Raw genomic sequence first — 24,153 nt, 5'->3', positions numbered from 1 at the left:
TTGCAACGTCGCTTTACGTCGCTGATCGGCAAACCAGGTTGGCCGGTAGGGGCAATCGAAAGTCGGCGCCGCGAGTCAATTTGGCGTCGGCGGCAACAGCAGCGGACGGCTGCTTCCAAATCAAAGCGGTCGATGGCTGATGGTTCGGTCAACGCCGCGTCGCCGGTCAGCTTGAATCCACCGAGCAAGTTTGAGTGGCGCGCTGCTCGCTGCCGCCGACCTTGCGATCAGCAAAGTGGACGACTGTAATGGGCACGTTGCTGACAGCCCGCTCAGCAAACCGAGAGGCGGCACCCGCTGCGAAGGCGCCGACCGAACCTCCGGAAGATCTGCCGGGGTCTTCCGACCTCGGTCGTCATCAGTGGCTCTCAGAAGAAGGACTTGGCCTACTTAACCTCGCGCCCCAACCGATAGGTATGCCGCTGCCCACCACTCCCACACGGCGGCAGATCCTCCAAGCCGAAGCTCGCACCGCCCAGATCATTAGTCACCAGCGCGTCCGCACCACCCGGCGTGCGCAGGACTGCCAGGGGCGGCCCGGCCTCACCGATGTAGAAGGTCTCGAAGCGCTGCCCCGTCTGAATGCACCGCGCCACCACGGTCGCCGGCATCAGCTGCGGCAGCGACAGCCAGTTGCGCGTCTTCCGATCAGCGACACCCACCAACAGTTGGGTCACACGCCCGGTCTCGACGTCCCGGTCCGCAGCCAGCACCACATTCATCGTATCCATGTGCGCTCCCTGTATGGACTGACGCCTGAGTATCGGCAGCACCGCCTCCCAAATCAAACCACTTCCGTCAATGGAAATCCCTGCTCACTGTCCTAAGCTCCCCCAGCAACGGCGTCAAATCCTCCAGGTAGCCCGCCACGACATTGCGCACCTCTCCCTCGCGCTGCCACGTGCCCTTGACCGCGAGCAGCTTGGCGTTCAGCGCCACATACCGCTGGCGCTCCCAGATCTCCCGGCGCACGATGACCTGGATGTCCCCGTCCTCGTCTTCCAGCGAGATGAACATCGTCCCCTTGGCCGTCTCCGGCCGCTGCTTGACCGTGACGATGCCGCAGCCCTTGACCGGTCTGCCATTGGGCAGGTCGTGCAGCTGCGACGACGACATCCAGCCCAAGGCCTTGAGCTTGTCCCTGAGCAGCGCCAGCGGATGCCGGCGCAGTGTCAGCCCCAGCGAGGCGTAGTCAAAAATGATCTCCTCGCCCTCAGGCGCCGGCGGCAACTCCAGGTAGTCTTCTTGCACCGGTGCATCCCGCAGCAGCGGCGGCGTCGAGCGCTGGGCGGCTGCATCCCAGACCTGCTGCCGGCGATGCCCACTGAGGCTGGCCAGCGCGTCGCCCGAGGCCAGCTGCGTCATCTGCTGCTGGTTCAATCCGGCCCGGCGCGCCAGATCCTCGGCGTTGTCGAACACTTGCTCGGCTCTGGCCTGCATGATGGCCATGGCGGCCTCGGCCGGCAGGCCCTTGACCAGGCGCAGCCCCAGCCGCACGGCCGTCTTGCCTTCGTACTCCTCCAGCGTGCAATCCGAGTCACTGGCCATCACGTCCGGCGGCAGCACCGTCACGCTGTGGCGCTTGGCGTCCTGCACCAATTGGCTGGCCGAGTAGAACCCCAATGGCTGCGCATTCAACATCCCGGCCAGGAACTCGGTGGGATGGTGACACTTGATCCAGCAGCTCGCATAGACCAGCAGCGCAAAGCTCGCCGCATGTGATTCCGGGAACCCGTACTCGCTGAACCCCTTGATCTGGTTGAAGATGCTCTCCGCGAAGGACTTCTCGTAGCCCCGTGAGGTCATGCCGTCGACGATCTTGCTGTAGTGCTTCTGCAGCCCGCCCTTGCGCTTCCAGGCCGCCATGTCGCGCCGCAGCCGATCCGCCTCGCCGCCGCTGTAGCCGGCCGCCACCATCGCCACCTGCATCACCTGTTCCTGAAACAGCGGCACACCCAAGGTACGCCCCAGCGCCTCACGCAGCTCCTGGCTGGGATAGACCACCGGCTCCAGCCCCTGGCGCCGTCGCAGATAGGGGTGGACCATATCGCCCTGGATAGGACCGGGCCGCACGATGGCGACCTCGATGACCAGGTCGTAGAAGCACTTGGGCTTCATGCGCGGCAGCATCGAGCGCTGCGCCCGGCTCTCGATCTGGAACACCCCCACCGTGTCCGACCGAGAAATCATCTCGTAGGTCCTGGGGTCCTCGGCAGGGATGTCCGCCATCCCGAAGTCATAGCCGCACTGCTGGCTGATGAAATTCAGCGTCTTGCGGATCGCGGTGAGCATGCCCAGCCCCAGGACGTCGACCTTGAGCAGGCCCAGCGCATCGATATCGTCCTTGTCCCACTCGATCACCGTGCGGTTCTCCATGCGCGCATTGGTGACCGGCACCATGCGCGTGAGCGGCCCGTTGGTCAGCACAAAGCCCCCCGGATGCTGCGACAAATGACGAGGAAAACCCATCAGCTGCTGACTCAGATCCAGCAACTGCCGCACCGCCAGGTCGGCGGGATCCAGGCCGGATTCACGTAGCCGCTCCACCTCGATGTCCGAGCCATCCCACCACTGCAGACTGCCGCACAGCGCATCGAGCGCCTCCAGCTCGAAGCCCAGCGCCTTGCCCACATCGCGCAGCGCGCTCTTGGAGCGGTAGGAGATGACAACGGCCGTCAGCGCGGCGCGGTCGCGGCCGTACTTGCTGTAGAGGTACTGGATCACCTCCTCGCGCCGTTCGTGCTCGAAGTCGATGTCAATGTCTGGCGGCTCGTTGCGCTCGCGGCTGATGAAGCGTTCGAACAGCACGCTCATGCGCGCCGGGTCGACCTCGGTCACACCGGTGCAGTAGCAGACCACCGAGTTGGCCGCGCTGCCGCGGCCCTGGCACAGGATGTGGCGCGAGCGCGCGAACTGCACGATGTCGGCCACCGTCAGGAAGTAGTGCTCGTACTGCAACTCGCCGATCAGGGCCAGCTCGTGCTCGATCTGATCGGACACCGAGGCCGGGATGCCGGTCGGCCAGCGCCGGCCCGCGCCCTCATAGGTCAGTCGTCGCAAGTAAGAGCCGGGCGTCTCGCCGACCGGCACCACTTCGGAGGGGTACTGGTAGCGCAGCTCATCCAGGCTCATCTCGCAGCGCTCGGTGACCTTCAGCGTCTCTGCCAGCAGGTCCGCCGGAAACGTCCGCGCCAGCCGTCCCCGGGTTCTCAGATGCCGCTCCGCATTGCGCTCCAGCGCGCGCCCGCAAGCCGTCAAAGGTTGGCCCAGCCGGGTGGCGGTCAACACATCCTGCAGCGGCTTGCGGCTGCGCACATGCATATAGACATCGCCTGAGGCCACCAGCGGAATGGCGGTCAGCGCGCTGAGCTCGCGCAGGCGCAGCAGCCGGATCTCGTCATCGCTGCGGCGCAGCTGATCCACACCGATCCAGCAGCGCCCGATGAAGTAGCGCAGCAGCCAACGCGCCATGGACAGCAACTGCTCGGGCGTGGCATGGCGCTGCGGGCAGGCCATCACGACGCAGTCGTCCAGATCCTCGGGGCCTAGGTCGTCCAGCGCGAAGTGGTAGCTGCCCTTGGGCGAGCGCCGGCGCAGGCGTGAGATCAGGTGGCTCAGATTGCCATAGCCCTTGAAGTTGCCCGCCAGCACGACCAGGGTGAACGGGAACTCGCACTGCACCTCGAACTGGCTGCCCACCAGCAGCTTGATGCCGTGCTCCTTGGCGGCCACATGAGCACGCACCATGCCGGCCAGGCTGCACTCGTCGGTCAGGGCAATCGCGGAGTAGCCCAGCTGCTTGGCGCGCTCGATCAGCTCATGGGGCCAGCTGGCGCCCTTGAGGAAGCTGAAGTTACTGACGCAACGCAGCTCGGCGTAATGAGGAAGGCTGGCCATGGTCCGCCCGCGTCACGCGAACACCCCGTGCAGATACCAGGCGACCTCGCCATCATCGAGCCGCTGCTGAAACACGCTGAGCACGCCGGCGGTCTCGTTGGCACAGACCCAGTAGTCGCGCACCACATTGCGGGTGACGGCCTGATCGGGCACCCGGTCCCACCAACCACCCTCGACGCTGTCGGGGCCGACCAGCATGATCAGCGGGCCCTGGTAGTGCGGACGGTGGTCGCGCACGGCCAGCTTGAGCGGCTCCTCCAGAAGAAATGTCGGTTCGGGCAGCTCGGCCAGAGCCTGCGGCTTGCGCAGGCGCCGCTTGCTGGCCGCCTGCCAGCGGGTCATCCACTCGGGCCGGTGGTCGTCACCCAGCGTGGGTTGCAGCACCTTATCAGGCCCGATGCGCGCCGCAATGCGCTCCAGCACCAGATACAGCGACTCACCGCCGCGCACCGTCTCGGGCAAGAGTGATGCGGTCTCCTCCTGGAGGGCCTGCACATCCAGCACCTCCAGACGCAGCTCGCCGACCGGCGCCAGCAACTGGGTCTTGGCCAGGTGTTCGGCCAGCAGGCGCACGAAGTGCTCCAGGTCGCGGATCGGTTCGGCCGTACGGATGGTCAGCGCGCCGCCATCGCCGGCATCCTTGGCCCGCATCGAGTCGTGCACCCAATGCAGTGTGAAGCCGGTCGCTCCCGCATGCCGAGCTGCCAGCCAGCCGCACATCTGCATCAGCAAGGGCCGGGCACTCATCAGCAGGGCCGGCGCGTGGTCCTCGCGGCAGGCCAGTTCCATCCGGGCGGCGAACTTCTCGGGCAGCACGCACCAGCGGTGCGCGTCGGGCCGCAGGCCATAGGCCTGGTCCACCGCCGCCAGCAGCGCCGCATCAAAGCGCCGGCTGATGCCGCCACGCGGCAAGGCGCGCAGCTGACCCAAGGTGTTGATGCCGGCTCGGGTCAGGGTCTCGTGATGCACGGCGGCCGCCGTCAGGCAGACCAGGGGCAAGCTGTCCAGCACCGGCTGCAGCAGTCGATCCCCGAGGTCAGTCACACCGGCGCGTGCCATCGCCAGTGCAGCCATGGCTGTCGGTGCCCAGGCGATCGAGATCACGCCCAGGTCAGGTGCCTCATCACCAATCCGCTCCTTCAGGGCCTTCATGCCTTTGAAAAGGCGCAGGCTGGCTTCGACCTCCATCACGATGGCGCAGTCCTCCATCACCGCCACGCGGGGTGTGAACTGCAAGCACCAGACCGCCAGGCCGGCGAGCGCATCGTTGCGAGCAGGCGCCCCAGCACCGCCAAGCGCCTCAGACGGCGCGTTCGGCGTGGTCCGGGATGCTGGCGACGCCCTGGGCAAGGGGGCTGGCTGCGAGGCTGGCGGGGATGTTGTCAGAGAGGTTGGATCGAGGATCAGGGCTGCCCACAGCATGTTGAGGCACTTCCTTGGAGGGGATGAGTTGACTGGGCTGCATCACCCGGGGGGTGAGGACATGGACCAGCCCACCGGGGATGGAAGGGAGCATCAGGGTGCCGTCATGGGCCGGGCCTTTGCGCTTGACGATGCGGACCTTCAAGCGCCAGTCGAGGTCCGGGGAGGCCAGCAGGCGTAGCGGTGCCGGCGATGGGTCATGCTGGGCCACGATGGGCCGGCACACGAAGACCGGGCCATCGCAGGACTGGGCCAGGACCTGAAGCCGCCGCAGCTGCTCCGGCCGGGCCTGGGGCAGCCAGGTCAGGATGGCGCCCGCGGCATTGGCCTTGATCAGCTGCTCGGTGCACCACAGGCGCTCCGAGGGCGCCTGTGCCTGGATCCAGACCAGATCGGACTCCTCGATGCCCAGATGACGCAAGCCTGGCAGGTGCGGCCGCTTGGGTGGGCCGATCACGACCACGGCGGCACCGCCGGCCACTATGGATCGCAGACAGGGGCCAATCAGCCGCCACTCCAGCAGCGAGGGCTGGGCCTGCAGGACCTCGGTCAGGCCACCACAGGGCCAGCCGCCGCCCGGCAGCTCGGCATCCAGCGCGGCGAAGCCGGTGCTGAGGACCTTGTTGACACCCTGCCCCAGCGCATCGCCCCGCCACACCGACTCGGCTACATCCGCAGGCAGGCCCCGCGCCAGTGAAGGCGCGGTGTTCTGGATCGGCGGTGGCAGACTGGGCGGCGCGCACGGCAGGGACGGCGCGTCCTCCCAGAGCGGATGGGATGACATGGATTGCGGCTGAAAGTAACTGTATGGATATACAGTACATGAGCCCGCCCACGAAGTCCAGCGTGATCGCAAAGGCCCGGCGGTCTGGTGTGATGCTTTGCCCAAATGACGGCGAGCTCTAGGATGGACGCCTGTTTGCCAGGGATCCTGCATGTGCTGTTTCGCTCTTGCGAATTCCCACGCGATCAAGCCGAATGGGCAAGAGTTCTGCAGAATTTGGCACGCCCGAATTGCCTTGCTTCCATACGATGAATCCGTATTCAAACCGCGTGTGAAGCACGCATTCGTAAGGAAGGTCTCATGAGCAAGATCTGGATCATCACCGGCGCTAATCGTGGCATCGGTGCCCAAGTTGCCAAGGCCGCATTGGCAGCCGGCGACAAAGTGGTCGCGACAGGCCGCAATGTGGAGCAGCTGAACGCGGTCTATGCGTCCTACGCAGAGCAGGTGCTGAACCTTACTCTGGACATCAGTCGCGAACAGGATGCTGTAGCGGCGGTCGAATTGGCGCTCGCGCGCTTCGGTCGCATCGACGTACTGGTCAACAATGCTGGTTATGGTCAGTTGGGCCTGTTCGAGGAGGTTGGCAGCGACGACGTCGAACGCCAGTTCCAGACCAATGTATTTGGCCTGATGCACGCCACGCGTGCGGTCCTGCCAGCGATGCGAAAGCAGCGAAGCGGCCACATCCTGAATCTGGCCTCGATCGGCGGCTTCATGGGCTTCGACAACGCGTCGATTTACTGCGCGACCAAGTTCGCCGTTGTCGGCTTCTCAGAGTCGCTCGCACTGGAAGTGGCGCCCTTCGGCATCAATGTCACGGTGGTCGAGCCGGGCTTCTTCCGCACCGACTTTCTGGACCGGAGTTCGGTGCGCTATGGCAGCAAGGAGATTGCCGATTACTCCGCCACCTCTCGCTCGACCTACGACGGCTACAACCATCAGCAACCTGGTGACCCGGTCAAGCTGGGGCGTGTGCTGGTCGAGCTGGCTGCGATGACCGAACCACCACTTCACTTCGTGGCCGGCTCGGATGCGGTGAGCTTTGCGATGAGCGCCTTCGAGCGTCGTCGCAGCGAGGTCGAGATGCATGCAGCGCTGTCGGTCACAACCGATGGGAACTTCTGAGCACCGCCCCCACATCCAGGGTCGACTGACCGCCGGCCTTAACCCCTTCTGGAGAACACCATGTATTTTCGACACCTATCTCTTTCGATCCCCCGTGCCTTGCTGTCCCTGATGCTGGCTGGCGCCGGCACTTTCGCCGCAGCCAGCGGCGACACCCAAGCACCGGATCCGCGTATCGCCAGGGGCGAAGCCGTGCTGACCGCCTTGAACAATGGCAAGACGCAGCCCGTGTTCGAAGCGATGCGCCGCGACTTTCCGTTCTTGGCCGACGCAACAGCGGGCTATGCGCTGGGAGATGTCTGGGGCCGCCAGGGGCTCGACGTTCGCACCCGACAACTCGCGGCCATGGCCGCCTTCGGTGCGCTGGGCTTGCGTCCCTTCTTCAAGGTCCACGCAGGGTATGCGCTCAACGCCGGCGTATCGCCGGAAGAGCTCAAGGAAATCGTCTACCTGATCACCGTGCCGGCCGGATTTCCGCGCGCTATTGAAGCGTCACAGACCTTGCATGAGCTCTTCGTTGAACGTGGGATCGTGGTGAAGCCCGTCGGAAGGTAAAGCGCGATTGCGACAGCCCGCATTCGGTCCAGAGCTGTACGGGCTGCCCGTCTTGATCAGCAGGGCTGGTGGCGCTCAACAGGTCGTGTCTGGCTAAGTGATGCGGGGCTCTGTGCCACCTTCGCGCAGTCGCTGGGCGTCACGGGAGGGCGGCACGCCAAAGAGCCTGCTGTATTCACGACTGAACTGTGAGGCGCTCTCATAACCGACGGCATAGCCTGCCTTGGCGACCTCGAAGCCATCGGCCAACAGCAGCCTGCGGGCTTCCTGCAGACGAAGTTGCTTCTGATACTGCAACGGGCTCATTGCGGTGATAGCCCGGAAGTGGTGATGCAGCGATGAGGGGCTCATGTGAGCGTCACGAGCCAAATCGTCAATGCGCAGCGGTTGTTCAAAGTTGGCCTTCAGCCAGGCGATAGCGCGCGCGATGCGGTTGGCATGGCTGTCGGTACGGGATGCCTGGGCCAGCCGTTCTCCCTGTTCGCTGCGCAGCAGTCGATAGACAAGCTCCTGCAGTGCCAATGGCGCCAAGGTTGCCGCGTCATGGGGACTATCCAGCAGGCGCATCAGGCGAATCGCTGCATCCAGCATGCCCTCGTTGACGCGACTGAGGTAGAGGCCCCGACATGTTGCCGCGCGCGCTGAGGCCACTGACTGCAACTTGAGCACCATCTCCGAGATCTCGGCTGGGTCAAGGTCGAGCCTGAAGCATAGATACGGCGTATCCCTTGAAGCATGCGTGACTTGAGCGCTGATTGGCAGGTCCGTCGTAAAGACCAGAAACCTCGAGGCGTCGTAGCTGTAGACCTCATCACGCAAGAGCACGCGTTTGGCCCCCTGGGCAATGATGCAGACCGCCGGTTGGTGCAGGGCATGCACAAGCTCGTCGCTAGGTGCCGAGAAGCGAATCGCTGAGAGTCTCGAAATCGCAGTCGGATTGATGCCATCTTCGGGCGCATGACGTTGCAACAGCCTCGCAAGTTCCCCGACGCGGTGAGCAACATCGCCGCTGCCCGTCTGAGGCGCGTCTGATGCGGCTGAGCGCATGAGCGTTGAGGAGATATTTGGCGGTTCCATGCGCAAGAGGTAGCTGAGCTGCAGTGATCTTTGCCGTCTGAAGGACGTGCTCAAAGTCTTAATAAATCGACCCAGGGCAATTCACGAAATGCGTACCGGCCCCTCATGGTTTACCCAATTCGAAATGGGCTGAAATGATAGCCGACCCTTCCGCCGTGAGCCTCGGCAAGCTCGCGCACCAGAGACAAGCCGATACCCACAGCCGCTCTCGCTGATCTTGTTCGATGTTGACTTCTTCAAGCGCTACAACGACCACCACGGCCACCTCGAAGGTGATGACTGCCTGCGGCGTATCGCGCAGGCACTGGCTTGCGCTGCGAACCGCCCACATGATCTTCTCGCCCGCTACGGTGGCGAGGAATTCGTCCTGGTGCTACCGGCCAGCGACGAGATGGCCGCCGCTGCCGTTGCCGAGCGCTGCCGACAAGCCATCTTCAAAGCCCAGATCCCGCACGAGAACTCGCCACTGGGCCAGTTGATCACGGTCAGCATGGGTGTGGGCACCACGATCCCGGCGGCCGGCCAAGACTCATCCCCCTTCATCGACCTCGTGGACCGCAGGCTGTATCGGGCCAAGCAAGCCGGGCGGAACCGAATCGTGTCAGCGGCATGATGTCGTACCGATGATGAGATCGAGCCTGCCAATTGCGTAGTGACTTCTGTCGGAGAGCGATGCGATGGAGCATGGGCACTCTGGCAAGCACCTTCGACATGCCCGCCGAAAGCCCATGGACCCACACCGCGAACTGCTCAGGCAGAGTGAGCCGGTCAGCTCCGGAGGGACGGCCGAAACATCTCACGGTGCAGGCCCCAATGCTCGACTGCGGCGACGAGAACGATCGATTCGCCTTCGTCGACACGAGCGTCGGCCTCTGCAAGTTCAACACATACACGCAACAGGGTGAGCCGCAGCGCGGGGTCTTGGATCTCGCCCATCAGCTCTGCCAGCGTGCGCTCATCCACAGGGCAGGCGCCCGCCCACTGTAACTGGCCGCTCGACAGCAAGTCTTCGCAGAAGGTGTCCAGCAGTGCGTGCAACTCATGCTGCGCCAGGCCCAGCTGCTCATGTACGGCGAGGCGGTCAAGCCACTCGATCTCGGCATCTCCGATGTCGCCGTCTGCCACTACCGTCAGGGCGACGATTCGGGCGGCAGCTTGCGGGCTGTTCGCGGGATAACTGCGCATGATGGATCTTTCTTGGGTGCTGTCGGTCGTGGGTCAGTCGAAGATGTTGCTCAGCCAGGACTTCTTCCGGCCGCCCTGCGGGCTTCGGCCGTGGTCGTAGTCGGAGTCAACGAACTGGGGCTGCGATTGGGCGGCACCGTCGCCGGCTGGCGCCGACGCCGCCATGGCCGAGCGCTCAATCAGCTTGTCGAGTTCGCCGCGATCCAGCCAGACGCCGCGGCATTTCGGGCAGTAGTCGATCTCGACGCCCTGGCGATCGCTCATCACGAGTGCGGTGTCGGTGCAGGTGGGGCATTTCATGAGGCGTTCCTGGTGAGGGTTCATTCATCTGAGCTGCCGAAGCCGAACAGGCTCAGCAGACTCGTGAACAGGTTGAAGATCGAGACGTACAGCCCGACGGTGGCCAACACGTAGTTGGTTTCGCCGCCGGTGACGATGCGACTGGTCTCGAACAGGATCAAGCCGGCCGACAGCAGTGCCACCATCGCGGCGATGGCCAGGCCCAGCGCTGGAATCTGCAGGAACAGCGCGCCCAGGCCGGCAATCAACGCGATGACCATGCCGGCGAACAGGAAGCCGCCCATGAAGCTGAAGTCGCGACGGGTCGACAAGACCCAGGCTGACAAGGCCAGGAAGGTGGCACCTGTGGCCGCCAGGGCCAGGGTCACGACCTGTGCACCGCCAGGCAGTGCCAGCGACTTGGCCAGCACCGGCCCCAGCGAGTAGCCCATGAAACCCGTCAGCGCAAACACTGCCGGCAAGGCCCAGCCGCTGCGCTTGAACTTGTAGACGGCGAAGAGTAGGCCGAAATAGCCGCCCAAGGTGAGCAGGATGCCCGGCGCCGGTAGCTGGAAGGCCACGCTGGCAGCGGCGACGGCCGCGCTGAACAGCAGCGTCATCGACAACAAAGCGTAGGTGTTGCGCAGCACACGGCTCGCAGCGGCAACATCGGTGGCTGTCGCATTGCCTGCGGTGATCGGCGCCGAATGCATGGCTTCCGGGCGAGCGGTCGAGGGGATGGGGAATTTGGAATTCATGGTGTCGACTCCTGGGGTCGTTCGCGTTCAGCGTTCGTGACTGATGAATCGTTGGCGCACGCGGCGGGAATCACTGCCGCGGCGCCACAGGCGCATGAGGAAGCGTGCAGCGCGCGCCAGCGCGTTGTCCAGCGCCGTACGCCAGTCGCTGGCCACGGAGGCGACGACCACTGCCCCTGCGCCATCTGTCCGCAGTTCCACCTGGCAGCGCTTGTCGATGCCGCCGCGCGGTCCGTTCACGTCCGACATTTGCACCTCGGCACTTGGCACCAGCCAGCTCAGGCGCCGCAGCACGAATCGCACACGGCGTTCGGTCAGGTCGCGCAATTCGGTGGCTTGCGGATGGCGGGATTTGAAGAGCACTTGCATCACGGATCTCCATCGGTAGAAGGACATGCGGAATGTGGAGCGCCTGACGGTTCTGTAAAAGCAAACTTTCAAGAACGCCAACATCGGATAAACCTGAACATACGACGGCGCTTCGGTCGCACACTTCGGGTTTCGGTGGCTCCAACGTGTGCCCTTTCGGCAGGCGAGCCTTCTGACCCGTCACCCTTTGGAAAAGAACCCGATGCCCAACGCTCGAACCGCGAATGCCGTCCGTCTGGAGTTCGCTCCCGACTCCCTGGTTCAATCCAATCTGTCCGGCGCGGCTTTCACCGGCAACTGGCTCTGGGTGGCGGGCGACGAAGCCTGCGGTCTGGACCGCTTTCGCCTGCTTGACCCCGTTGGTCGAGAGGCCTTGCGCTTCGGCGAGGCGCGCGACTTCCCGCTCGCCGAGCTGCTGGACCTGCCCGGCACAGCCGGGGAAGAGGCCGACCTCGAAGGCATGGCCGTGGCTGAGGGATTCCTCTGGCTGGTGGGTTCGCATGGCCTGAAGCGCATGAACGCCAAACCGGAAAGGCCCGCGCGGCAGAGGCAGCTGCGGCCAGATCGCTGTTTGATGTCACTGTCAGCTCTGTTTTAAGGTCAGCAAGAATGGAAAAACTACTTTCAGGGGTTGGGTCGCTGCTCTACGGCATGAGATTCACCATGCTGTTCTTCTATGTGGGTCTGGTGGGGATCATCTTCGGCATCCTGGGCAAGTTCCTGCTGGAGACCTACAAGCTGATGAACACCTTGCTGTTTGGCGAGCTTGAAAAGATCGACCTGATCATCAAGGTGCTGGAGCTGGTGGACATGACGATGGTGGCGCAGCTGGTTTGGGTGGTGGCGCTCGCCGGGGTATCGCTCTTCGTGACCACGGGGCACTTCGACAAGAAGGACATGAGAAAGCCCGACTGGCTGGACCACGTCAATACCTACAACCTCAAGTTGAAGCTTGCCTTCGCCATCATCTCGATCTCAGGCGTGCATGCCTTAAAGACCTACCTGAGTGGCGACTTGAGTTTGGAGAATATCCAGATCGTGACGATGGTGGCTGTCATCCACTTCACCTTCGTGCTCTCTGCCATTGGCATTTCTTTTGCAGAACGTTTGACGCGGGAAAACACCTGAGCGCGCCTTGGGCCCTGGCCGCTCTCGCCGAGCTCGATCTCGCGTCACCGCCGTAGTTCGTCATCAATGCGGCAGCGGGCACGGTCGTCTCGTCGCAAGTGCGCGATGGCTCGCCCAAGTCGGTGAACCTGCTGCGCTGGAGCGCCGATGCGACGCCAGGATGACGTCGGATAGAGAAGTGGGACTTCGAGGCCGACTATCGGGCTCTCCGGTTTTCCAAGGCCAGCGGGTCCGGCCGGACAGGGCGTGAATGCGGCGTTGCAACGGGCGCATCATGTTCCGGCGAGGTTCGAATTTTCCTGAGTTGGAGTCTCGGAAGTGCCACTTTTTCTGAAGTTAGACCGGATGCATATTCGAGCCTGTCATCAATTCAAAGGTCACCGCCATGAAGCCTTCTCTGCGCTTTTCGTCCCTCGTATTTGCACGGATCAAGCAGAGCCTTCACCTGCTGAAGGAGGGTCTCAGGCAGTGGGTGCCACAGCAAGCGCCGGTGCTCGTGCCCATCCCGATCCCGGCCGTGCGTCGTACACGCCAGTCTGACCGCCGGCACCCCACCCGAGGCGACTGAGTCCAGAACCCAGCATGTCACCTCAGACTTACTCTTTTCAACGGAGACCCACCGTGCGCAGCTATCCCCACAATAGCCCAGAAGCCGCCGCGCGCATCGTCGCGTTGGTACTCATCTCCGACGGTCACGTGTGCCGTTCCGAGTTCGACATCCTCGAGAAGTTGGGCGCGGAGCGCGAACTCGGCCTGGAACCTAATCTCCTTGCGCAAATCGTTCACACCTTGTGCGAAGACTTGCTGGCGGGTGGATACGAGACAGGCCTGCTTATGGCCAACCTCGATGACAGAACCTTGGCGTCGCTGATGGCCGAGATATCGGATCCCGACTTGCAGAGAAAGGTCCTGCAACTGTCCCTGGCAGCCGCCCGTGCCGATGGTCACCTGGCAGACGGCGAAACCTTTGTGGTGGAGGCCGCGCGGCACCATTGGAAGCTGCTCGACGCAGAGGAGCCGAGCGAGGCGACGAAGTAAGCCCATCGCCGACCTGCCTGATCGGCGCCGATCAAGAAGCGCTCAGGGCCGTGCCGCTGTCATCACCTTGGTCACCAGAGGGTGGTGCTGGCCGCGACGTGATCGGATGGCGTGGATCTCCTCCTTCACGCCATCGCTGCAGCCCAGAAAGCGAAGCCCGCGCATCAGGCCGACATCCTCCGCGCCGAGCCGACTGACCGGGAAGACACCCAGGCCGCGAGCCGAGAAGACCGCAAGTAGCGCGCTATCTTCGAACTCACCGACGATGCGGGGTCGCAGGCCTTGCGTCTCGAACCAGTGATCCAGCGTCGGGCGCAGGGCCGAATGGCCCGTGGGCATCAGCACCGGCAGGTCGTTGAGGCACTGCGGAAAGCGGTCGCGCTCGGCCTTGCCAGCCAGCCGGGCCGGGCCGTACCAATCGACCGGTGAATCAACGAGACGCTCGCTGGTCAGGCGCAGGTTCGGATTTCGTGGAGCGGCCTGACCGGCCAGCACCAGGTCCAGATGATGCAGCGCCAGTTCGCTGAGTAGCTGCTCAAACTCTCCTTCGTGGCAGACCAGCCGAAGATTGGGTGTGCTCAGCACGGGCTCCAGCAGCGCGTGGGCGGCCAGCTTCGAGATGCCGTCGGAGAGTCCGACCGCCAGGCGAGCCACCTTGCCGTTGGCCGCCTCGCGTACCTCGTCAGGGATGCTCTGGCCCAGCTGGAATATCTCCTCGGCGCGTGCGAAGGCGGCCTGACCCGCCTCGGTAAGGGTTACGCCACGGCCTGAGGGCTTGAGCAGCTGATGGCCCAGCGATTTTTCGAGCTCGCGGACCTGGGCGCTGATGGTCTGAATCGCCATGTCCAGGCGTTCGGCGGCACGCGCAAAGCCGCCCTCCTTGGTAACGACCCAGAAGTAGTGGAGATGACGGTAGTTCAGCATAGGCCCTCCAATGCGGAAAAACCGAAGTTTAAGTTCGTGTCGATCTGGTTTGTACGAAGCGGATCTTTCCCCACACTCCGGGTCATTCAAATACCGGAGCAAGCCCGATCATGTTCTATGCCCTCAGTTGGTTCTTTGTTATCGCTTTGCTGGCGCTGTGGTCGCTGGCTTCCTGGGCGCTGCATGCAGCTGCTGTCTGGGCCGTCTCGAACGCGGGTGCGCTCACGGGCGTCGCGTCTGGCGCCGGCGGCATTGCTTTGCCGGATTGGCTAGCCCCGTGGATGCCACCCGAAGTCGCGCAGTGGGCGGGCCGCTTGATAGCGGACCTCGCGCCGTTCGTCGACGGCCTGCTCCAGGCCGCACCGGCACTGGCTGGTGGCTTGACTGTGGCGACATGGGTGATCTGGAGCGTCGGCAGCGTGGCACTCGTGCTGCTGGGTGCCGGACTCCACCTGCTCATCGCGCTGCTGCGCCGCCGGAGTCGGAGCGCAACCGGCTCCGGTACTTCGCTCGCCGCAGGCTGATTGCGCCGGCGTCTGAGTCGCCTTCAAGAAACTCCTGATTGCCTCGCCAGCAAGACCACCATGGACACCAGCACGATTCTGTTCGCCATCCTGACCCCTTGTCTGGTCGGCGTCACCTTGCAAGCCTGGCGCTTAGGCAATGAGAAGCGCGACATCGCGCTGCTCGGTGTGTTCAGCGCCCTGATGGGCATGGGTACCGCCGTCGCGGCGATCCTGTAAGCCGGAGAGAACCATGGATTTCCTACTTCCCTTCTTCACAGCCGACTTCATGGGCACGCCCACCTGGGTCTGGCTCACTTTCGTCGGCATCGTCATCGCGCTGCTGGCCTTTGATTTGGGAGTCCTGCACAAGGACGACAAGGAGATCGGCGTTCGCGAGAGTCTGCTGCTGTCGGCCGGCTACATCAGCGTGGCGCTGCTGTTCGGCGCCTGGGTCTGGTGGTACCTAGGCGCGCAAAGCGGCATGGACTACTACACCGGCTTCATGATCGAGAAGTCGCTGTCGATGGACAACGTCTTCGTCATTGCACTGATCTTCAGCTTCTTCGCCATCCCGCGGCAGTACCAGCACCGGGTGCTGTTCTGGGGCATCCTCGGCGTGATCGTGCTGCGCGCGATCATGATTGGCCTGGGTGCAACGCTGGTGAGCCAGTTCAGCTGGGTGCTCTACCTGTTCGGCGCCTTCCTGATCTTCACCGGCATCAAGATGTGGATCATTGCCGACCACATGCCAGACATCGCCAACAACCCGCTGCTGAAGTTCCTCAAGCGGCATATGCGCGTGACTGAGGGCTTGCGCGGCAATGCCTTCTGGGTACGTGAGCACGACACCAAGACGGGCAAGCTGGAACGCTTCGCGACGCCGCTGTTTCTGGCGCTTGTACTGGTGGAGTTTGTCGACCTGATCTTCGCGGTTGATTCGGTGCCGGCCATCTTCGCGATCACCACCGACCCTTTCATCGTCTACACGAGCAATATCTTTGCCATCCTGGGTCTGCGCGCGCTTTACTTTGCGCTGGCAGCAATGATCCATCGCTTCAAGTACCTGAAGTACGCACTGGCCCTGGTGCTGGTGTTCATCGGCAGCAAGATCTTCCTGGTGGGCATCATCGGCAAGATCCCTGCGGTGATCTCCTTGTCCGTGACCTTCGGGCTGATCGCCGGCGGCGTGCTGGTGTCGCTGTGGAAGACCCGGGGGCAGTCCGCGGTCACCGAGTCCATATGACGCCGCCGATCGTGCAGCGGCTGCGCGACGCAGCTGCTGCCCTCCATGAAGAGCGGGTGTCGATGCAGGCGATGGCGCAAGCCCACGGCCCTGAGGCGCACGGGACCTTGCTACTGCTTCTGGCCATGGCCTGCCTGCTGCCGGTACCCGGCGTCGGCACGGTGCTCGGAATAGGCATGGCAGCGCTGGCAGTGGCCATGTGGCGGGGCCACTGTGCGCCATGCCTGCCACAACGTGTGGCCGAGCTTGAATTGCCCCGCCACTGGGCTCAGCGGGTGCTGGTCGGTTTGGCCACAGCCTACGCCCTGGCCGGGCGCTACGCCAAGGCCCGGCTGAGCCATCTCGCCATCTCCGGCCCGCGGTCGACGACGGCGTTCGCCGTTGGACTGATGGCCGCCATCGTCGTGATGCCGATCCCCTTCGGCAACCTGCTACCCGCCTTGGCGCTCGTGTTGATCGGGCTGGGGCTGGTGTTTCGCGATGGGGTTGCAGTGATCCTTGGGCTGATGATGTCGGGGGTGGCACTGGTTGCCACGACCGGCCTGTTGCTGATGACCTGGATCTGGGGCAGCGAGTGGATCCTGGGATGGGTTTGAGACTAATGGGACTAATCGGTGATGTACGCGACGCTCAGGGCTGTTCATGTGCTGTCCATCATCGTGCGGATGGGTGGCATGGTTCCAAGTCGACGAGCACGCAAGCGCCCTGGTCCCACGGACGCTGCAGCAGTCTTGGGCGCTTCCTGCCTCGGGAATGGCAGATCTTCAGTTGAACCGCTGGCTGCTGCGGGTGGATACCGAATCATCGCTCTGTAGAGCACCAGCCGAAGGCTGCGATGCGATCCTTCTCACCGGCACAGCTTGATGCGGGAGCACTGAACGGGCTGGCCTGGGCCTCACCCAGTTCGAAACAGCCTCTTTACTTCCGACTCAGCTCGATCCGCCCGGCATGCGCCTGGACCGCCAGGCCGTGCAAAGCGGCCACCGCCTGTGCAAAGCCAGCGCTATCGCCGGTCTTGTACTGACCACTGACCCGCAGATCCGACAGACCTGCGGCCAGCACAATCGGCGTTGCGCTGTAGCGGTTCATCTCGGTCACCGCGTCCAGCAGCGAAAGGTCCGCAAACACCGCCTCCCCTCGCCGCCAGGCGAGCAACTGATCCATGCGCGGCCGGTCAAGCGCGGGCGCCGCGGCCGGCAGCGGTGATCGGTGGACCCCTTGATCGCTGCGGACCCTCAGCCGTTCACCGGCCGCCATCACGATGGGCTGCGCAGTTGCGGGCCCAGCTATTCTGCTGCCCTGGCCCTCCACGATCACCTGCCCCTCGACCAGCGTGACATCCAGCGCTTCGGGCACACCAGCGTCCGAAGGGACGATCCGCACGAGGAAGGCCGTTCCTGTGGCTGTGACCGCTGCATCGGCGGCCTGCACGACAAAGGGCCGGCTCGCATCCTTGGCCACCTCGAAGAACGCCTCTCCGCCTTCCACACGCACGCGGCGCTGGGTCTGGTCGAGTTCCACCTTCACCCGGGTCGAGGTGTTCAGCGACATCCGGGTGCCATCCTTCAGGATCACCAGGCGCTGCTCGCCGATGCCGGCGTCGTAGCTGTCGATGTCGCGCCAGGGTTGGCCCACCAGCACACCGACCACGAGGGCCGTCGCTGTGAGCGACAGGGCGAGCGACCAGGGGCGTGGCCAGCCCCATCCCCGAGTGCCGGTACTCGGGGGGCCGGCGCCCTGCCCCTCCCCACCTCGGCCTTCAGGCCTGCTGGCCGCCGCCCGGTCCACAGCGGCTCGGTCGACACCTGCAGCTTCCATCCACAGATCCGTCCCGCGCTCGAAGGCCAGCCGGTGTGCGGCTGAGCGCGCCTGCCAGGCTCGGCATTCGCGTTCCATGTGGTTTGATCGATCCGGGCCATGCAGCCGGGCGATCCAGACCGCCGCCTCGGCCGCGATCTCTCGCGTCACGACGGGCTCGGACCCTTGTCTTTCTTCCCCCTGCCCGTTCCGCCCCTCTGCGCCAATCACGTTCGCCAGTCCTGCATCCCGGTAATGAGCTGCATCGTAGCCTTGGCGATGTGCTTCTCCACCGTGCTGATGCTCAGGCCGTGCTGATCAGCGATCTCCCGGTAGGTCAGCCCGTCCAGGCGGTGGGCCAGGAAGATGTCCCGACTCCTCTCGGTCAGCCGCCCCAAGCAGTAGTGCAGCCGCGCCAGGCGCTCACGCCCCAACACCACGGCCTCGACGGGCGGCGACTCGTCGACCAGGATCACCTCTTCGAGCACGACCTGCTCGCCATGGGTGACCCGGCCCCGGTGCTCATCAATCGCCAGGTTCAGCGCGGTCTGCATCAGGAAGGCATCCGAATTCACGACGACCTGCTCACGCTCGTAGCGGGCCAGCCGCACCCAGGCTTCCTGGACGATGTCCTCCGCATCCTGGGTCGAGCTGCCACGCCGCCGCAGGGCATCGCGGATGCGTGCGAAGACCGGAGGTAGATGCTTCTTCATGATGAGCTCCCTTCGATGGAGTCAGAAGCCAGGCATGAAAGACCACCAACTACGGGCCTGTTGGCCTGGCAGAACGCCGGGCTAGTGCGACACAAACCGAGCAACGCGCCGTCAATTTGCCGCCCCACCCTTGGTACTTTACTCCAGTTTGCGTTTGTTTAAGCGTCGTTTTGTTGCGCCCAGGCTGACAACCTTCAGCTTATGTCAGCCAACCTTCCCAGAGGCAGACCTCAAGGGTCGACAACATTTGATCCAGCGGTTGCGAGCACCTTCGGCAAGACCGTTGTGGAGTTGCGCACGGCCATCGGCATGTCGCAACTGGCGTTGGCGATGGAGGCATCAATTGAGCGAGCTCACATGGGCCGGATAGAGCGCGGCGAGCGTGTCCCGAACCTGGTTTTGATAATCAAGATCGCTAATGCACTACGCTGCAGTACTGCGGAGCTGATCGCAAAATTTGAGCAGCGGCTCAGTTCAACCGATAGCGACTCAAGGGCGTAACAGGTCGGAGCCGGTTTGCCTGACTGCGTTGGCAAGGCTGGCCAAAAGCCTTTACCGCTGGTGTTGAAAGCTAGTTTGGCGAACGCATAGAGGTCGAGTTTCCCTTTTACGGCCGAGATGGGCACACCAGCGTGACAAATCAATGCCATTTTCGGGTGGAGAGATGCATCCATTGTTTACTTCACGCTTCAAGCGTATGGGCCACGGCAATAGCCGGCCAGCGCGTTGAAGCGAACCTTCGGAATATCAATCATCTGCCCCTCCCAGCACATGCGAGCAGTTGTGCGTGCGACCGGAACAAATCCTAGCGGCTTACAGACGTCGGCTGACAGCTTTTGAATCATGCAGCCTTAAGAAAATTGCCGGTAGTACGGCGCACACGGTCATCGAGGATGGACCTTGTAATACAAACGCCGGGACCTGCCGGGCGTTTTCATGCACTCGGAGTGTTTAAAAGCCCGCGATCTACTTCTTCGCCTCGCAAAAATGAATTCTGACGCGGGCGTAATGGCGATTTGCTCGGACCACTTAACAGAGCATTGTGCCTTTCAAGCCGTGGACACACTCGTTGTCGACGCAGACGTCGAGTGTGGCCTTTCCGCAATGGCTTGATTGAATTTCTGTTCGATAACTGATCGCAGCCCATTCTGAACTTCGGAGAAAATGAGCTTCTTTGCGTCGGCATTCGGGGAATCTTTGTAGGACCAGCGTACTACTTCAAATACCAGTTCGGAGCTTGGTGAAACCGTTCGATTTCCGCTGAAGGAAAAGGTTACGCGACACTCCCCCTCGTTTGCTGCAACCTTAAATGGAAAGGTTACATCCATCCGCAGGATGTAATAGTGTTTGTAATATCTTTCATCATTGATGAGAAAAATGTCATTGAGCCGCTCGCCGTCGACATTGAATTTTCTCACCGTTTGCTTCATCCAAGAAATCTGCGGATCATCTGGCAATGCAGGGCCATTTGAATCGAGGCAAATTTCAATATCGTTTACGCCTCCTGGAAGAAGGCAGCCGGCGTGTCCTGCGGTAAGTCGCTTGAAATAGCGGACGCGCTCTTCGTTGTTCAAAGCTCCGAAGGTAACGGTAAGCGGCTCATCTTCCTTCACTAGATTCTGTCCATGCAGCAGCTTTGCGATGCGAGCAGCAATCTTTTTATTGACCTGCTCTGTCTCCTTTGAAGAGTGAGTCGAGGTGAATTCGAGCTTCAATGCTCCACCTTGGCGCTCAATAGTGACCTGAGCATCGAAACTAAGTTCGCGTTGAATCCAATCCTTGCTGTAGTCCTGTCGTACTACTTGATATGGAATGGAAATTTTCTCGCCATCTACAACGATCTGTGGATTGGTTAAGAAATCGACTCCGGACATCGAGCCCAAGATGTCAAACGAATCATCGAAAAGATCCTTCTTGAGCGGGGTGATCCAGTCTGACTCCTGTGCGACAAGATCCAATCCAGCCACTTTCACCTTGGGAAGAGATTCCCGATTAACTCCACTTTCGATGAGACGAGTAAAGTTGTCCGGTGTTAAGAGCGTTGCCGAAAGCAAAGGCACTGTGATTGATTTGTCAGAATTTCCGACAAACACGCCCTTTTCCTTCAGTGATGCATAAATGTCGCCATAGCTGACATGATCGCTTCCTAGAAGAATGCGGAGATCCGAGCCGGAAACGATAGTGGATTTGAGATCAATCGCTTGCGCAGCACCCATGTCAGCCCCCATTCAGAAGAGTAAGGAAGGAACGATTGAACGAGAAAGGTTCAATCTTTTCTTGCCGATCTGAAAAGGCTAGGCGCGCCATATCTGCCTGACTCTTGTCGGTGGCGGCGTTGTAATCCGGCATACCAATCTTGATGTTGGTAACCAGGCTTGTGCAGAATCGTAGCGCGTAAGCCATTAGCTTCTTGTACGCATCCGCACTAAACGCTTGATTCGCATACAAGATCATCTCTTTCTTGTCACCGTCGTCGACGACGATAGGAAATACATCTGATGCGATTAGTTCTAGTGGTAGGAAAGCTCCGGTTCGCGGTTCATCCACGGTTGTAACGGTTCCAATCAACGGATAGAAGAAGCTCCATGGCTTACCCCTCTGCTTAATATCATCCAATACCTTCCATAGGAATCCAGCCCGCCCTCCATCAATTAGGTATACTGGTATATCAGAATCTTGCTCAAGTCGAATTTTTGACAAAATAGGCATAATATCCCTATCAATGTCCGAATCGTCATTGTGGACCCAAATCAGTAATCCCGAGTGATAAAGGTGTTTTCTCGCCCTGAATGTTGATGCCAACTGTGATATTTCTTGGCTATACTTGGCACATTCAATAATCTCGTGAATCTCCGCGAGGTGCTCTTTGAATTCCCTTTTTAGGGTCGCTTCCGATGAAGGATAGGCGCCTAGTTTGTTCTTCACCGAAACATGGACGATATCTGTTCGGGTGTCATGAAAAGGATTGTTGTAGATGAAAATCTGATCTTCGCCGTGACTCGTCTTTTGGTTTCCGGCATCGTTCTTATGCGAAGGTGTATTGCACTTGATGGGTATGTTTCGAAGTCCGTTCCCCCACCCAATCCGATCCAAGATGCCACTGGCAATCTTCTCGCCGTTCTCGCCTGAGCTTTTTGATTTCTCCCCTGCCATTTCTATTCTCCCGCTTCGACATCAATGTCAATAATTGCCCGATAGCCATGCATGGTTTTGCTTATTGTGCACTTATCTAAGCGGGCTTTGGGGTTGGATATGGTTATACCAATGCCTTCGCCCAAAGGGTACTGGCGCAAAACATTTCTAGCTTGACGTGTCAATGTGGCCGAATCAATTGCGCTCGTCGCGAGAGATGCAAATCCCGATTGATCCGCCAATTGATTTGTGAGGCGACTCACCTCGTCTCTATCCAAGTATCTCTCAGAGACTTCTTCAACATCTCGAAAGCTCAGCGTCTCGTTTGCTGAAAATACGTCTACCAGATCACGCCGCAATGACATTCCGGCTTCTACGTCGATTCGGGAGCAAACTTGCTTGACGAATTGCGCAGCTAATTTTGCAGTGGATTTTTCCGTCTGTTTCGGCCGTGCTTTGAGAAACGATTCAGCCCAGTACTTGGTCTGTTGGCCGCTCGACTCTTTGACAAACATCTCGAAGGAGTTGCCAATGATCAGCGCACCTTTTTGAATGTTGGAAACTGGTATGCCACTGAGCTCTACAAGATTAAGTGAATCATCTTTCCGCTCGACGTCCAGGAAAGTTTCACGCTGCTCTATCTTGTATAGGCCCAATGCAAAATGAGGCTTGTCATCAATTCTCACGTCGCAAAATAGGATTGCGATGAACTCGCCTGCTGCGATGCTTGAGTGCACGGAGGCTGCGTATAGCTGCTTAGCTATATTCTGCGAGAGGTTAATGAAGTCGTCGCTCTCCGCGAATATTCGGGAGGAAAACTGCCGCACCGCATTGAGTGCTATATCTGACTCGTGATATAGCTCGAATGCCTCACCGGCCTTTGCGAGCGGAGCGAGATAGTGCCTCAGCAGCGTACCGTGCAGTTCTGCCGTCCCATGAACCTCTTGCTGTGATAGTTCACAGCCTTCTTCTCGCAGTCGATTTCCGACTCGATGAACCACGCAGCGCACTACCCGCGCTGAACTGATGTCAAGCATCTTGGCCTCCCTCTGGACATTTACTGTGGCTTGTACGCAGTGCAGGCTAAATGTAACGCCCTGTTTGATGTGCGTCGTTAAGGAAAACGCGCGCGGCTATGAGCCCGTCTTGCCGCGTAGCAAGCAGGTCCTGTCTCAGTGCATAGGCGACGTGATCGAGTGCTCTCTGCGCCAAGACGGCGTGGTCAGCGACAGCGGCAAGACCGTGTGATGCAGTGCCTTCGGCGGCTCGTCGGCATGACCGCCGACCCGCGCAGGCTTCGGCGCCGCGACTCCACGTGCCGTGTGGATTTCGGGCACCGGGCAACCTACGTCCGCGTGGGCAAAGGCAACACGCGTTTGCCCTTGGTGAACTTCCGCCTTCAGCCTGAACGGTCCCGTACATTCGATGGGCGTACTGCCGCTTCTGGCGGAAGCGGCAGTACGCCAAGCATCATCGACCGGTGACATGAGTCTTCTCGAAGCGGTTCACCTGCATTTCGCTGATTAATCGCAAAAATCAGCACGCGATCTGGCTGGTTTGGCGCCTAGATTTTCTTCACGGGAGCGCAGCAAGCGCCCCACACAAGGAACTCTCGGCCACCCAAGCAACCAGCCGCCATGGAACTCCGCCCTACCTCCGCCGGCCAGCTCTCGCCGCGTGACGATCACCCGGCACCGCATGGCAGGCACGCCCCGCTCGCCGCCGCGCTGACCGCAACAGCCCTGCTCCTTGGCACAAGCACGCCGGCATTGGCGCTCGATGGGTGCCTGGTCTTGCTCTGCCTCGCCGCGCCGAGCTGGCGCGCCATTCCCCAGTGCGTGCCGCCCATCACCCAACTCTGGCGCGACCTGGCTCGCGGCCGGGCATTCCCGAGCTGCAGCATGGCCGGCGGCGGTAACGCGGCCAGCCATGCCTGGGCCAGTGCACCCAGCTTCTGCCCACCCCAATACACGCGCATCATCGATGGCCCCAACGGCCCCCGCTACTACTGCGACTACGCCGGCGCAGTATCCGTTTCGGTCAATGGCGGGCCTTTCGCGCGCACCTGGTGGAACATGGACGGCGACACCGTGACCGACTTCAGCCCCGCCGCCAAAGCCATGCTCGGCCGCTGGGACACGCGATTCGACGACGACTACGCCGCCTGGCTGGCCTCCCAGCCACCGGCTCCACCGGTCGAGTCGGGGAACTGAGGAAC

At 61.7% G+C, this 24,153-nt stretch carries 26 protein-coding genes and 1 pseudogene; 12 read left to right on the top strand and 15 right to left on the bottom strand.

Translation table 11 applies throughout. The features are described from left to right. Positions 1 to 386 precede the first annotated feature (386 nt). The 4 genes from O5M90_RS00485 to imuA form a co-directional block, all read right to left on the bottom strand. On the bottom strand, positions 387 to 731 hold the full coding sequence (locus tag O5M90_RS00485; protein ID WP_269838395.1) for a hypothetical protein: 345 nt from the start codon (positions 729 to 731) through the stop codon (positions 387 to 389). Between the two features lie 67 nt (positions 732 to 798). After that, positions 799 to 3,897 carry an error-prone DNA polymerase gene (locus O5M90_RS00480; protein WP_269838396.1) on the bottom strand — a complete coding sequence of 1,033 codons (3,099 nt, stop codon included), beginning with the start codon at positions 3,895 to 3,897 and terminating at the stop codon, positions 799 to 801. A gap of 12 nt (positions 3,898 to 3,909) precedes the next feature. Continuing rightward, a complete protein-coding gene (locus O5M90_RS00475; RefSeq protein WP_269838397.1) occupies positions 3,910 to 5,133 on the bottom strand; it encodes a Y-family DNA polymerase in 1,224 nt (407 codons plus the stop codon). 64 nt (positions 5,134 to 5,197) lie between these two features. Continuing rightward, the gene (gene imuA / locus O5M90_RS00470; RefSeq protein ID WP_269838398.1) at positions 5,198 to 6,103 is read right to left on the bottom strand and encodes a translesion DNA synthesis-associated protein ImuA; all 906 of its coding nucleotides are present in this window, start codon (positions 6,101 to 6,103) and stop codon (positions 5,198 to 5,200) included. A gap of 300 nt (positions 6,104 to 6,403) precedes the next feature. On the opposite strand from imuA, the gene O5M90_RS00465 reads away from it, so the two are divergent. Together O5M90_RS00465 and O5M90_RS00460 are read left to right on the top strand one after the other, a co-directional pair. Next, the gene (locus O5M90_RS00465; protein ID WP_269838399.1) at positions 6,404 to 7,231 is read left to right on the top strand and encodes an SDR family NAD(P)-dependent oxidoreductase; all 828 of its coding nucleotides are present in this window, start codon (positions 6,404 to 6,406) and stop codon (positions 7,229 to 7,231) included. 60 nt (positions 7,232 to 7,291) lie between these two features. Continuing rightward, on the top strand, positions 7,292 to 7,786 hold the full coding sequence (locus O5M90_RS00460) for a carboxymuconolactone decarboxylase family protein (RefSeq protein WP_269838400.1): 495 nt from the start codon (positions 7,292 to 7,294) through the stop codon (positions 7,784 to 7,786). A gap of 93 nt (positions 7,787 to 7,879) precedes the next feature. On the opposite strand, the gene O5M90_RS00455 is transcribed toward O5M90_RS00460, so the two are convergent. Beyond that, on the bottom strand, positions 7,880 to 8,863 hold the full coding sequence (locus O5M90_RS00455; protein ID WP_269838401.1) for an AraC family transcriptional regulator: 984 nt from the start codon (positions 8,861 to 8,863) through the stop codon (positions 7,880 to 7,882). 193 nt (positions 8,864 to 9,056) lie between these two features. Between O5M90_RS00455 and O5M90_RS00450 the strand changes: the two are divergent. Further along, a pseudogene (locus O5M90_RS00450) lies at positions 9,057 to 9,476 on the top strand (diguanylate cyclase); the annotation flags it as partial. A 155-nt stretch (positions 9,477 to 9,631) separates the two neighbouring features. Here the strand turns inward: O5M90_RS00450 and O5M90_RS00445 are convergent. The 4 genes from O5M90_RS00445 to O5M90_RS00430 are packed head-to-tail and all read right to left on the bottom strand — an operon-like array spanning position 9,632 to position 11,454. Next, positions 9,632 to 10,048 carry a TerB family tellurite resistance protein gene (locus O5M90_RS00445; protein WP_269838402.1) on the bottom strand — a complete coding sequence of 139 codons (417 nt, stop codon included), beginning with the start codon at positions 10,046 to 10,048 and terminating at the stop codon, positions 9,632 to 9,634. A gap of 33 nt (positions 10,049 to 10,081) precedes the next feature. Further along, positions 10,082 to 10,348, bottom strand: coding sequence for a TFIIB-type zinc ribbon-containing protein (locus O5M90_RS00440; protein WP_269838403.1), 267 nt, complete (start codon positions 10,346 to 10,348; stop codon positions 10,082 to 10,084). A 20-nt stretch (positions 10,349 to 10,368) separates the two neighbouring features. Continuing rightward, positions 10,369 to 11,085 (bottom strand): Bax inhibitor-1/YccA family protein, encoded by a 717-nt coding sequence (locus O5M90_RS00435; protein WP_269838404.1) that lies wholly within the window; start codon positions 11,083 to 11,085, stop codon positions 10,369 to 10,371. Positions 11,086 to 11,112: 27 nt separating this feature from the next. Next, on the bottom strand, positions 11,113 to 11,454 hold the full coding sequence (locus O5M90_RS00430) for an HPF/RaiA family ribosome-associated protein (protein WP_269838405.1): 342 nt from the start codon (positions 11,452 to 11,454) through the stop codon (positions 11,113 to 11,115). 202 nt (positions 11,455 to 11,656) lie between these two features. Between O5M90_RS00430 and O5M90_RS00425 the strand changes: the two genes are divergently transcribed. The 3 genes from O5M90_RS00425 (at position 11,657) to O5M90_RS00415 (ending at position 13,620) form a co-directional block, all read left to right on the top strand. Beyond that, the gene (locus O5M90_RS00425) at positions 11,657 to 12,052 is read left to right on the top strand and encodes a DUF3616 domain-containing protein (protein WP_440401760.1); all 396 of its coding nucleotides are present in this window, start codon (positions 11,657 to 11,659) and stop codon (positions 12,050 to 12,052) included. Between the two features lie 11 nt (positions 12,053 to 12,063). Then, positions 12,064 to 12,582, top strand: a complete 519-nt coding sequence (locus O5M90_RS00420) for a YqhA family protein (protein ID WP_440401759.1) — start codon at positions 12,064 to 12,066, stop codon at positions 12,580 to 12,582. Between the two features lie 621 nt (positions 12,583 to 13,203). Next, positions 13,204 to 13,620, top strand: a complete 417-nt coding sequence (locus O5M90_RS00415) for a TerB family tellurite resistance protein (protein WP_269838407.1) — start codon at positions 13,204 to 13,206, stop codon at positions 13,618 to 13,620. Positions 13,621 to 13,662: 42 nt separating this feature from the next. On the opposite strand, the gene O5M90_RS00410 is transcribed toward O5M90_RS00415, so the two are convergent. Then, positions 13,663 to 14,544, bottom strand: a complete 882-nt coding sequence (locus O5M90_RS00410) for a LysR family transcriptional regulator (RefSeq protein ID WP_269838408.1) — start codon at positions 14,542 to 14,544, stop codon at positions 13,663 to 13,665. Positions 14,545 to 14,654: 110 nt separating this feature from the next. Between O5M90_RS00410 and O5M90_RS00405 the strand changes: the two genes are divergently transcribed. From O5M90_RS00405 to O5M90_RS00390, 4 genes are read left to right on the top strand one after another with little or no spacing between them, the layout of a single operon-like run. After that, positions 14,655 to 15,068, top strand: a complete 414-nt coding sequence (locus O5M90_RS00405) for a hypothetical protein (protein WP_269838409.1) — start codon at positions 14,655 to 14,657, stop codon at positions 15,066 to 15,068. A gap of 60 nt (positions 15,069 to 15,128) precedes the next feature. Next, positions 15,129 to 15,287: a hypothetical protein gene (locus O5M90_RS00400; RefSeq protein WP_269838410.1), complete on the top strand. Its 159-nt coding sequence runs from the start codon at positions 15,129 to 15,131 to the stop codon at positions 15,285 to 15,287. 13 nt (positions 15,288 to 15,300) lie between these two features. Continuing rightward, positions 15,301 to 16,293 (top strand): TerC family protein, encoded by a 993-nt coding sequence (locus O5M90_RS00395; protein ID WP_269838411.1) that lies wholly within the window; start codon positions 15,301 to 15,303, stop codon positions 16,291 to 16,293. Then, on the top strand, positions 16,290 to 16,889 hold the full coding sequence (locus O5M90_RS00390; RefSeq protein WP_269838412.1) for an exopolysaccharide biosynthesis protein: 600 nt from the start codon (positions 16,290 to 16,292) through the stop codon (positions 16,887 to 16,889). The genes O5M90_RS00395 and O5M90_RS00390 overlap by 4 nt, the downstream gene beginning before the upstream one ends. Before the next feature lie 322 nt (positions 16,890 to 17,211). Here O5M90_RS00390 and O5M90_RS00385 read toward each other — a convergent pair whose 3' ends face one another. Together O5M90_RS00385 and O5M90_RS00380 are read right to left on the bottom strand one after the other, a co-directional pair. After that, complete coding sequence (locus O5M90_RS00385) at positions 17,212 to 18,261, bottom strand: FecR family protein (protein ID WP_440401758.1); 1,050 nt, start codon at positions 18,259 to 18,261, stop codon at positions 17,212 to 17,214. Between the two features lie 56 nt (positions 18,262 to 18,317). Next, positions 18,318 to 18,803, bottom strand: coding sequence for an RNA polymerase sigma factor (locus O5M90_RS00380; RefSeq protein ID WP_269838414.1), 486 nt, complete (start codon positions 18,801 to 18,803; stop codon positions 18,318 to 18,320). A gap of 201 nt (positions 18,804 to 19,004) precedes the next feature. Between O5M90_RS00380 and O5M90_RS00375 the strand changes: the two genes are divergently transcribed. After that, entirely contained in the window at positions 19,005 to 19,304 is a 300-nt protein-coding gene (locus tag O5M90_RS00375) for a helix-turn-helix domain-containing protein (RefSeq protein ID WP_440401757.1), read from the top strand. Between the two features lie 548 nt (positions 19,305 to 19,852). On the opposite strand, the gene gapS4b is transcribed toward O5M90_RS00375, so the two are convergent. The 3 genes from gapS4b to O5M90_RS00360 are packed head-to-tail and all read right to left on the bottom strand — an operon-like array spanning position 19,853 to position 22,972. After that, on the bottom strand, positions 19,853 to 21,019 hold the full coding sequence (gene gapS4b / locus O5M90_RS00370) for a GapS4b family protein (RefSeq protein ID WP_269838415.1): 1,167 nt from the start codon (positions 21,017 to 21,019) through the stop codon (positions 19,853 to 19,855). 1 nt (position 21,020) lies between these two features. After that, on the bottom strand, positions 21,021 to 21,956 hold the full coding sequence (gapS4a, locus tag O5M90_RS00365; protein WP_269838416.1) for a GapS4a family protein: 936 nt from the start codon (positions 21,954 to 21,956) through the stop codon (positions 21,021 to 21,023). A 2-nt stretch (positions 21,957 to 21,958) separates the two neighbouring features. After that, on the bottom strand, positions 21,959 to 22,972 hold the full coding sequence (locus O5M90_RS00360) for a nucleoid-associated protein (RefSeq protein ID WP_269838417.1): 1,014 nt from the start codon (positions 22,970 to 22,972) through the stop codon (positions 21,959 to 21,961). Between the two features lie 600 nt (positions 22,973 to 23,572). Here O5M90_RS00360 and O5M90_RS00355 point away from each other — a divergent pair. Further along, on the top strand, positions 23,573 to 24,148 hold the full coding sequence (locus O5M90_RS00355; protein WP_269838418.1) for a hypothetical protein: 576 nt from the start codon (positions 23,573 to 23,575) through the stop codon (positions 24,146 to 24,148). The last annotated feature ends 5 nt before the right edge of the window (positions 24,149 to 24,153 follow it).

This window comes from Paucibacter sp. M5-1, assembly GCF_027498415.2.
In the GTDB taxonomy this organism is placed as follows: Bacteria; Pseudomonadota; Gammaproteobacteria; order Burkholderiales; family Burkholderiaceae_C; genus Roseateles_E.
Note: the sequence above shows the minus strand (reverse complement) of the source record. Positions and strands in the feature narration are given on the sequence as shown.

Bases quoted from the DNA above. Each gene is read 5' to 3' on its own strand.
- O5M90_RS00430 (WP_269838405.1), bottom strand. From the start codon at position 11,454: ATGCAAGTGCTCTTCAAATCCCGCCATCCGCAAGCCACCGAATTGCGC.
- O5M90_RS00465 (WP_269838399.1), top strand. From the start codon at position 6,404: ATGAGCAAGATCTGGATCATCACCGGCGCTAATCGTGGCATCGGTGCC.
- gapS4a (WP_269838416.1), bottom strand. From the start codon at position 21,956: ATGGCAGGGGAGAAATCAAAAAGCTCAGGCGAGAACGGCGAGAAGATT.
- O5M90_RS00435 (WP_269838404.1), bottom strand. From the start codon at position 11,085: ATGAATTCCAAATTCCCCATCCCCTCGACCGCTCGCCCGGAAGCCATG.
- O5M90_RS00395 (WP_269838411.1), top strand. From the start codon at position 15,301: ATGGATTTCCTACTTCCCTTCTTCACAGCCGACTTCATGGGCACGCCC.
- O5M90_RS00455 (WP_269838401.1), bottom strand. From the start codon at position 8,863: ATGGAACCGCCAAATATCTCCTCAACGCTCATGCGCTCAGCCGCATCA.
- imuA (WP_269838398.1), bottom strand. From the start codon at position 6,103: ATGTCATCCCATCCGCTCTGGGAGGACGCGCCGTCCCTGCCGTGCGCG.
- O5M90_RS00405 (WP_269838409.1), top strand. From the start codon at position 14,655: ATGTTCTATGCCCTCAGTTGGTTCTTTGTTATCGCTTTGCTGGCGCTG.
- O5M90_RS00400 (WP_269838410.1), top strand. From the start codon at position 15,129: ATGGACACCAGCACGATTCTGTTCGCCATCCTGACCCCTTGTCTGGTC.
- O5M90_RS00360 (WP_269838417.1), bottom strand. From the start codon at position 22,972: ATGCTTGACATCAGTTCAGCGCGGGTAGTGCGCTGCGTGGTTCATCGA.
- O5M90_RS00480 (WP_269838396.1), bottom strand. From the start codon at position 3,897: ATGGCCAGCCTTCCTCATTACGCCGAGCTGCGTTGCGTCAGTAACTTC.
- O5M90_RS00380 (WP_269838414.1), bottom strand. From the start codon at position 18,803: ATGAAGAAGCATCTACCTCCGGTCTTCGCACGCATCCGCGATGCCCTG.
- O5M90_RS00425 (WP_440401760.1), top strand. From the start codon at position 11,657: ATGCCCAACGCTCGAACCGCGAATGCCGTCCGTCTGGAGTTCGCTCCC.
- O5M90_RS00375 (WP_440401757.1), top strand. From the start codon at position 19,005: ATGTCAGCCAACCTTCCCAGAGGCAGACCTCAAGGGTCGACAACATTT.
- O5M90_RS00410 (WP_269838408.1), bottom strand. From the start codon at position 14,544: ATGCTGAACTACCGTCATCTCCACTACTTCTGGGTCGTTACCAAGGAG.
- O5M90_RS00355 (WP_269838418.1), top strand. From the start codon at position 23,573: ATGGAACTCCGCCCTACCTCCGCCGGCCAGCTCTCGCCGCGTGACGAT.
- O5M90_RS00390 (WP_269838412.1), top strand. From the start codon at position 16,290: ATGACGCCGCCGATCGTGCAGCGGCTGCGCGACGCAGCTGCTGCCCTC.
- O5M90_RS00460 (WP_269838400.1), top strand. From the start codon at position 7,292: ATGTATTTTCGACACCTATCTCTTTCGATCCCCCGTGCCTTGCTGTCC.
- O5M90_RS00420 (WP_440401759.1), top strand. From the start codon at position 12,064: ATGGAAAAACTACTTTCAGGGGTTGGGTCGCTGCTCTACGGCATGAGA.
- O5M90_RS00440 (WP_269838403.1), bottom strand. From the start codon at position 10,348: ATGAAATGCCCCACCTGCACCGACACCGCACTCGTGATGAGCGATCGC.
- O5M90_RS00445 (WP_269838402.1), bottom strand. From the start codon at position 10,048: ATGCGCAGTTATCCCGCGAACAGCCCGCAAGCTGCCGCCCGAATCGTC.
- O5M90_RS00485 (WP_269838395.1), bottom strand. From the start codon at position 731: ATGGATACGATGAATGTGGTGCTGGCTGCGGACCGGGACGTCGAGACC.
- gapS4b (WP_269838415.1), bottom strand. From the start codon at position 21,019: ATGGGTGCTGCGCAAGCGATTGATCTCAAATCCACTATCGTTTCCGGC.